Annotated in this window: 4 protein-coding genes; 2 read left to right on the forward strand and 2 right to left on the reverse strand. The window is 69.3% G+C overall.

Features of this window, described 5'->3' with window-relative positions; all coding sequences use genetic code 11:
- Window positions 1–954: 954 nt before the first annotated feature.
- Window positions 955–1,701 carry a hypothetical protein gene (locus tag J7E94_RS16085; RefSeq protein ID WP_251056741.1) on the forward strand — a complete coding sequence of 249 codons (747 nt, stop codon included), beginning with the start codon at window positions 955–957 and terminating at the stop codon, window positions 1,699–1,701.
- On the forward strand, window positions 1,698–2,171 hold the full coding sequence (locus J7E94_RS16090; protein ID WP_215016079.1) for a MarR family transcriptional regulator: 474 nt from the start codon (window positions 1,698–1,700) through the stop codon (window positions 2,169–2,171). Before J7E94_RS16085 ends, J7E94_RS16090 begins: the two co-directional genes overlap by 4 nt.
- Window positions 2,172–2,302: 131 nt before the next feature.
- Here J7E94_RS16090 and J7E94_RS16095 read toward each other — a convergent pair whose 3' ends face one another.
- Window positions 2,303–2,857: an XRE family transcriptional regulator gene (locus tag J7E94_RS16095; RefSeq protein ID WP_215016080.1), complete on the reverse strand. Its 555-nt coding sequence runs from the start codon at window positions 2,855–2,857 to the stop codon at window positions 2,303–2,305.
- A gap of 5 nt (window positions 2,858–2,862) precedes the next feature.
- Window positions 2,863–5,289 carry a helix-turn-helix transcriptional regulator gene (locus J7E94_RS16100; protein ID WP_215016081.1) on the reverse strand — a complete coding sequence of 809 codons (2,427 nt, stop codon included), beginning with the start codon at window positions 5,287–5,289 and terminating at the stop codon, window positions 2,863–2,865.
- Window positions 5,290–5,568 lie beyond the last annotated feature (279 nt).

Here is a 5,568-nt window from a genome sequence, read left to right on the forward strand (position 1 = left end):
CGCCTCGCTTCGCTCGGCGGGGGCCGCTTCGAGGCCCAGAGCCGGCCCTTCGGGCCGGGGGTCCTCCGCTTCGCTCCGGACAGAGGGGAACCGCCTCGCTTCGCTCGGCGGAGGGCCGCTTCGCGGCCCAGAGCCGCCCCTTCGGGCCAGCCCCCTTTGCTTCGCTCCGGGGTTGAGGCCTTCGCTTCGCTCCGGCCTCAGAGAACCGCCTCGCTTCGCTCGGCGGGTGCCCGCTTTGCGGCGCCAAGGCCGGCACTTCGGGTCGGACTTCTCCGCTTCGCTTCGGAGTGGACCCTTTGTGTTGCGCGCGAAGGATGACGGAGCTGCCTTGTTCCTGAGGCAGGGTTCGGCGTTTGACCTACATGGCAGGTGCTCGAAGAGGGGGTCTTGGATGGCTGTTGTCGAGCTGAGCTTCTTAACGGCGTTAACGCCGTTAACGCCGTTAAGAAGCTGGTTCAAAATGAGCTGTGGATAGAGATAGGAAATCAGTCACATTCCATGGGGTGGCTGACTTGATGTCGAGGGCGTGCTGGGGCAGCCGAGGAGTGTCGGTGGGTCAGGAAGCAGGGACTCCGGAGGCGTTGGAGACGGCGTTGAGTGCGCGCAGCGCGGCAGGGGACTGCCTATAGAAGGTACGGAGATGCGTTGTAGCAGGTCAGGCGGGGTGCGGGGGGAAAGTTATGTCCCCTCAGGAGGGACATAACTCGGGGGATGTGTCCCTGCTAGGGGGACAGAACGCATGCAAAATGTCAATGGTACTGACGGTATTTGGGCTAAAACGTCGGAGAGGCTGACGTTTTAGCGGGGATGTGTCCGTGAACTGCTGGGGGGCGGGGTGGGGTTGGGTGGGGGGTGGTGGGAAGGCCGGGAGGAGGGGGTGGCCGAGTTGTGTCCCCCGAGGGGGGACACAAGACACGCCGAACGTCAACGAGCGTGACACTTGTGTCACCCTTGTTGACATACTCTCCCCTGCAGATCAACGAAGTGGAGAGCAGCCTCGTGTCATCAGAGCCACAACGGCGTCGGCGGAGTCCGGCGGGTGCGCCGCGTCCTGATCTCCCCGTTGATGATGCGATCTCCGCGTGGAGTCAGCCGCTGGCTCCGGTCAAGGACCTGGACAGCCTGGCGAGGCGGTACCCGAGCCGGAAGCTGACGCTGGACGGCGAGCGGAAGCCGCTGGAGTTCTACGGGACGCAGAATCAGCCGAATGCGTTCTCGATGGACAGCCTGGAGTTCTTCCTGGTTATCGCCCAGTACTTCCGGGAAGCCTTGCCGTTGAGGCTGATCCTGCTGCTCATCGCATGCCAGCGAGCGGGGGGGCGGATTCCTCTTACCCAGGAGGAGATGGCTACCATCCTGGACGTCAGTCGGACAAAGACGTCGGAGGCGCTGCACACCGTCATGTCTCATGGGATCGTCTTCAAGGTGCGGCGGGGCGTGTACCAGTTCAACCCGCCCTACAGTTACCGGGTGGCTGAGTTCATCCCTGGTACGGAGATGACGGGTGAGTTCGTGAAGGTGGAGCAGCACAGCACCATCTCGCAGATTCGCAGCGATACAAGCCTGCCGGATCTGGTGCGGTTCCCGTCGCTGGACCACATGCGGCAGGCCATCGAGGGACTGCGGGCCGAACGGGCCAAAGAGCGCGCTGCGCGTCGGCTGAGCCGGGCGGAGCGCACGGAAGAAGGGACAGCTCAGTGAGCACCTTGCGATTCGCTGCGGTCAACGCCGACGGGCTTCTCTCCGACCTCGACCTTCCGCCTGCGGCCTACCGTGTGCTGTTGAAGCTGCGTTCGCTGAGCGAGCCGGGTGGGCGGATCCTCATCGACCAGGCCACCGTCGGGGGGCTGCTGGAGCTCAGTCGGCCGAGTGTCAATGCCGCGCTGCGGAGCCTGGAGCTCGCGAAGCTGGTGCGGAAGGTCCGCAACGGCGTGTATCAGATCAACCCCATGCTGGCCGGGTACAACTCGTTCGAGGACGCTGTCGCCGCCGTGAACGACATGGCGGCCGATGAGCGGCTCGACGCGCGGGGGTATGTGGCCAGCTACCACCAGGCGGTGGCGGCGTATCAGGACCAGCTCGCCGAGCAGCGGAAGAAGCGGGCCGCGCAGGCCGCGGCGAAGAAGGCTGCGGAGTCGAAGCGGCGGAGGACGTTGCACGCCGTGGGGTGAGCATGGGCGGCCCTGTGCCGCCGGGTTGGCTGGTCGGGCTTGTGAGGGGTTGGAGAGGGTCCTGGGATGTCCCAGGACCCTTTTGGGTTTTCAGGGCCCGTGAGGGGCTGTCAGGGGCCTCGGTGGTGGTTCTAGAAGGCGAAGTCGACGTAGTCGATGTCCGTGAACTCGACCAGGAGGCTCGTGGCGCGGGCGCCGTTGTCCTTGAAGTAGATCTCCTGGAGGCCTTCGGCGGCGATGTGCTGGAGTTGGGCCTCGCCGGCGCCGGCCTCCTGGGCGGCGAAGAGGCGGGCCGCGTACTCCGGGGGGAGGTGCTGGGTGATGCGGCGCATGCGGCCGTCGTCGGTGGTGCCGGGGGCCGCGGTGAAGCCGAAGCGGGCGCGGGTCTCGATGACCAGGCCGGTGGTCTTGGCGGCCTTGGCGCGGGCGCGCTTGCGGACCAGGGGCTGCCAGCGGCGGCGTACCTCGGTTTCCAGGCGGGCGGCGAGCTCGGGCTTGGGCTGCTTGATCTGGCCCTTCACGTAGCGCTCGACCGTGCGCTGGGAGATGCCGAGTGTCGCGGCCGCCGCCTTGGTCGACTTGAGCTGCTTCACCAGGAAGCGCATCTGGGCGCCCGCCGACTTGGGGATGGGGCGGGTGAAATGCTGTTCGTCGGCCCGGGTGAGGCTGTCGGAGATGTCCGGCATTTTTCCTATTCTCCGTCTGCCGCTGCGTCATGGCCCTTGATGTGGCGGGCCGGGTTGAGTCCTTCGTCGAGCATCTGGACGGCCCAGAGGAGGGGTTGGGTGCCTTCGTGCTTGACCATGCCGGGGCTGACGCCCAGGCGGAAGCCGCCGGGCAGGGGTTTTCCGTCGGGGGTGCGCGGGAGGAAGTCGAGGGGGCCGGGGCCGTCGGAGAGGTAGACCGCGCAGTCGGACAGGACTGCGATGGGGTGGATGTCGGCTGCTGTGGCGAGTTTGAGCATCTTGCGGTGCATGTTGACGCGGGCCGTGGAGATGACGGCCGCGCGGATGTCGGGGCGCCAGGTGGGGCGTTCGAGGGCGGGCCAGGGTTCGCCGGGGCGGTAGGCGGCGCCCTGGGGGCGTTCGCGGAGTTTGCCGATGCCGCCCTTGACCGTGGACTTGATGGCGGAGAGGAGGGAGGTGGAGATGTGGGTGTGGGTGGCGTCGGGCGTGGTGGTTCTGGGTTCTTTGTAGGTTGACATGGCTTGGAGGAACTCGGGTTCCGTGAGGGACGAGGTGACGCCCAGGTCAGCCATCGTGGCCATGTAGGCGTCGCGGAGGCGGGTGTACCAGGCGTCGAGGTACGGGCCGTTGTCCGGGCGGATCCAGGCTTCGGTGGGGCGGACGTCGTGGCCGAGTTCCTGGGCGTAGGCGAGGGTCGGGGTCGCGTACCAGGCGGGGCCGGTGGGGGGCTTGCCGTGGGGGGTGAAGGGGTTGGGGAGGCGGGGGTCCAGCTCGATGTCGAGGCGGGAGAGGTCCGCCAGCCAGCAGCCGGGGAGCTTGGGGTCGAAGCGGGGGCTGGTGGTGTGGGTCGCGGGGCCCAGACCGACGGGGAGGCGGTTCGCGGCGGCGGCGAAGGCCATGTTCACGTCGATGCCGACGGCGTGGGTGCGGGCGCACTCGGCGTCGGTGAGGAGCTGGGGGTCGCGGATCCAGTCGTAGGCCTCCTCGTCGAGGACCTGGTCCGGGGTGCGCTGGTGGGAGCGGGGGTAGAGGGCGGCGACGACGGGGTGTTCGTCGGGGGCCTCCGGGGGAGCGGGGTCGACGGGGTGGGTGAGGGAGCCGGGGAGCGGGGCCGAGACCCAGGTGTTGGTCGCCTCGTCGCGGGTGGCGCGGGTGGGAGGACGCAGGGCCGTCATGAGTTCGAGGCCCGTGACGGCGGTGGAGCCGCGGGGGGTGAGGACGCGGGCGGCGTAGGTGGTGAGCAGTTCGGCGAGTGCGGGGGCCGGGAGGCCGGCGGTGTCCTCGCCCCAGGCGCGGGGGTCGAGGGCGCCCCAGGGGAGGATCGCGAGCTGGACGCACTGGCGGCCGGTGGTGGGGGTGGCGGGGCGGTAGATGCGGGGCCAGGGTCCGAAGCCGCGGCGGGTGAGCTGCCACTTGTTCTTGGTGAGCTGCTTGATCACGGGGTGGTTGTCGGGCAGGCGGAGGTCGCGGCGGTTTTCGAGGGTGAGGGGGAGGCCGAGCCGGTCCAGGGCGGGGGCCGTGAGGACGAGGAGGGGGTCGCCGTCCTTGCCGTTGCGGTGGAGGCGGGGGGAGCGGAGGTTCGCCTCGGTGAGGGCCCAGGTGAGGAGGGCGGGGAGGCCGCCGGTGGCGGGGTGTTCGAGGATGAGGCCGGCGGCGGCGTGGGCGTGGCCCGTGCCGTCCAGGACGGCCAGGGGGCCGTTTCCCTCCAGGGGGGTGCGGGGGTGCGGCCTTGTTCGGCTGCCTGCCGATTGGCGGGGCTGGCGCTTCGTCCCGGGGCCCGGGGTGGGGGTGGCTGCGGCCGGCCCTGCGTCTGTGGCGGGGGCCTGGGTGTCAACGCTGTTGAGGGTGTTGAGGGGGGTGGGGGCTTGGGCCTGCGGCGCTGTTCCCCTGCCCGCCCCTTCCCGAAACTGGGGCTCCGCCCCAGGCCCCGGGGTGTGTGCGCCTGCGGGGGAGGGGGTGGAGGGGCCTGTGCCGATGCCCGTGGGGGTGGAGGCCCGCGGGGTTGTTGCCTTGCCCGTCGCTTCCCGGGGCTCGGGCTCCGCCCCAGGCCCCTGGGTGTGGGCGTCCAGGGCTGCGCCTGCGGCGGTCCCTGCGTCTGCGGCCGGGGCCGGGGCGTTAACGGCGTTAACGGGGTGGAGGGACGAGAGGCCTTCCAGGAGGCGGGCGTAGGCGGCGCGTTTGGGGGGGCGGGGGGAGGTGCGGCCGGTTTCCCAGGAGGTGACCGTTTCGCGGCGGACGGCGAGAGCCTTGGCGATCTGGTCCTGGCTCAGGCCGGCGGCCTCGCGGAGGCGCTTGCGCTCATCCGGGTGCGGGAGCGGGTCCTGGGCGACTTCTTCGAGCAGGGCGTCGACTGCTGCGAAGAGGCTCTCCTGTTCGGGGGCCTCTGGGTTTTTGATGTTGCGGGAGTTGCTGGTGTTGCGGGTGTTCGGCATCGGTACCTCCGGGGAGAGCCTATGCGAAACGCACCGTAGAACGCACATGAAACACACGTGGGGGCGTTAACGGCGTTAATTCCGTCAGCGCCCCCGGCGTGGGTGGTGCCTCAGATGCGGGTCATGAGGAGCTCCGTGACGGCCTTGAGGTCGTCCGGGGTGAGGTGGGCCGTGAGGGCGTCCGCGATCGTTTCCGGGGAGATCGTGGAGATGGTGATCCGGGGGGTGGGGGAAGAGGGAGCAGTGGGGGCCGGCGGGGTAGGGGCTGCGGGGGTGGGG

Source organism: Streptomyces sp. ISL-94 (genome assembly GCF_018614075.1).
In the GTDB taxonomy this organism is placed as follows: domain Bacteria; phylum Actinomycetota; class Actinomycetes; order Streptomycetales; family Streptomycetaceae; genus Streptomyces.

Coding starts and splice junctions, on each gene's coding strand:
- J7E94_RS16095 (WP_215016080.1), bottom strand. CDS start 2,857: ATGCCGGACATCTCCGACAGCCTCACCCGGGCCGACGAACAGCATTTC.
- J7E94_RS16100 (WP_215016081.1), bottom strand. CDS start 5,289: ATGCCGAACACCCGCAACACCAGCAACTCCCGCAACATCAAAAACCCA.